Source organism: Nocardioides sp. (genome assembly GCF_035429765.1).
Classification (GTDB): Bacteria; Actinomycetota; Actinomycetes; order Propionibacteriales; family Nocardioidaceae; genus Nocardioides.
In genome coordinates, this window is the sequence record NZ_DAOMFK010000252.1 from 1 (window position 1) to 1,814 (window position 1,814).

Below are 1,814 nucleotides of genomic sequence, written 5' to 3' on the forward strand. Positions count from 1 at the left end.
GCCCCCGAGGCCGAGCGGATGGCGGCCGTCGCGGCCACGGTCGCCCTGGCCGACGAGGCCGCCGCCGCCCGGCGGGTGCAGCGCGGGGTGCCGGTGGCCTGGCGCAACGTGCCCTCGCAGCCCCAGGTGACCGGCTTCCGGATCGGCTCGGCCGAGACCGAGGTGCACTGGTGGGGCGGCCGGGACGGCTACACGGTGGAGGGGGCCACCGTCCTGGACGCCTCGCCCACCGGCGTACGCCTCGAGATCGACGGCGTCACCGAGCGGGCGGAGGTGATGCTCGGCGTACCCTCCGCCGACGGGTCCCGCGAGATCCACGTGGACGGCCCGGACTGGTCGGTGCGGCTGCGCACCGTGCCCCGGTTCACCGACCCCTCGGCCGCGGTCGCCAGCGGCTCGCTCCTCGCGCCGATGCCGGGCACGGTCGTGCGGGTCGCGGTCGAGGTGGGCCGGGAGGTGGCGGCCGGGGACACCGTGCTGGTGCTGGAGGCGATGAAGATGCAGCACGCGGTGAACGCGCCGCACGCCGGGGTGCTCACCCGGCTCGACGTCACCGCCGGCGCCCAGGTGGCCGCCGGCGAGGTGCTGGCCGTGGTCTCGGCCGGCGACGACCCCGCACCCGCGCACGACGAAGGAGAACAGCCATGACCGATGTCCCTTTCACCGAGCCCGAGGAGCGGCGTGAGCTGCGCCGTCAGGTCTCCCGGCTCGCCGCGAAGTACGGACGCGAGTACTTCACCACCCAGGCGCGCAGCGGCGGCTCGACCAGCGAGCTGTGGCTGGAGATCGGCAAGAACGGCTACCTCGGCATCAACATCCCCGAGGAGTACGGCGGCGGGGGCGGCGGCATCGGCGACACCGCGGCGGTGTGCGAGGAGCTCGCCGCGGCCGGCTGCCCGCTGCTGATGATGGTGGTCTCGCCGGCGATCTGCGGGTCGGTGATCGCGCGGTTCGGCACCGAGGCGCAGAAGCAGCGGTGGCTGCCCGGGATCGCCGACGGCACGTTCACGATGGCCTTCGCGATCACCGAGCCCGACGCCGGGTCGAACTCGCACCAGATCACCACCACGGCCCGGCGCGACGGCGACGAGTGGGTGCTGAACGGTCAGAAGATCTACATCTCCGGGCTCGACGAGGCGCAGGCCGTGCTGGTCGTCGCCCGCACCGAGGACGCCAGGACCGGCAAGCTCAAGCCCTGCCTGTTCGTCGTCCCGACCGAGGCGCCCGGTTTCGAGTACACCGCCATCCCGATGGAGATCGTCTCCCCGGAGCGGCAGTTCTCGGTGTTCATCGACGACGTACGGCTGCCCCTCGACGCGCTGGTCGGGGACGAGGACGCGGGCCTGGTCCAGCTCTTCGCCGGGCTGAACCCCGAGCGGATCATGGCCGCCGCGTTCGCGACCGGGCTCGCCCGGCACGCGTTGCGCAAGGGCACCGACTACGCCAAGGAGCGCACGGTCTGGCGGACCCCGATCGGCGCCCACCAGGCGGTCGCCCACCCCCTCGCGGAGTCGCACATCGAGGTGGAGCTGGCCCGGCTGATGACCCAGAAGGCGGCGGCGCTCTACGACGCCGGTGACGACATGGGCGCCGGGGAGGCCGCGAACATGGCCAAGTACGCCGCCGGCGAGGCCTGCGTGCGCGCCGTCGACCGCGCCGTACAGGTCCACGGCGGCAACGGCATCACCCAGGAGTACGGCGTGGCCGGGCTCATCGTCGCCTCCCGCGTCACCCGGATCGCCCCGGTCTCGCGGGAGATGATCTTGAACTTCGTCGCCATGCACTCCCTGGGTCTGCCCAAGTCCTACTGACCC

2 protein-coding genes are annotated in these 1,814 nt (G+C 73.2%); both read left to right on the forward strand.

Features of this window, described 5'->3' with window-relative positions; all coding sequences use genetic code 11:
* Nucleotides 1-648, forward strand: a 648-nt coding sequence (locus tag PLP61_RS15595; RefSeq protein WP_324503674.1) for an acyl-CoA carboxylase biotin carboxyl carrier protein subunit, incomplete at its 5' end; no start/stop codon positions are given.
* Nucleotides 645-1,811 (forward strand): acyl-CoA dehydrogenase family protein, encoded by a 1,167-nt coding sequence (locus PLP61_RS15600; RefSeq protein WP_324503675.1) that lies wholly within the window; start codon nt 645-647, stop codon nt 1,809-1,811. The genes PLP61_RS15595 and PLP61_RS15600, both read left to right, overlap by 4 nt.
* Nucleotides 1,812-1,814: the final 3 nt, after the last annotated feature.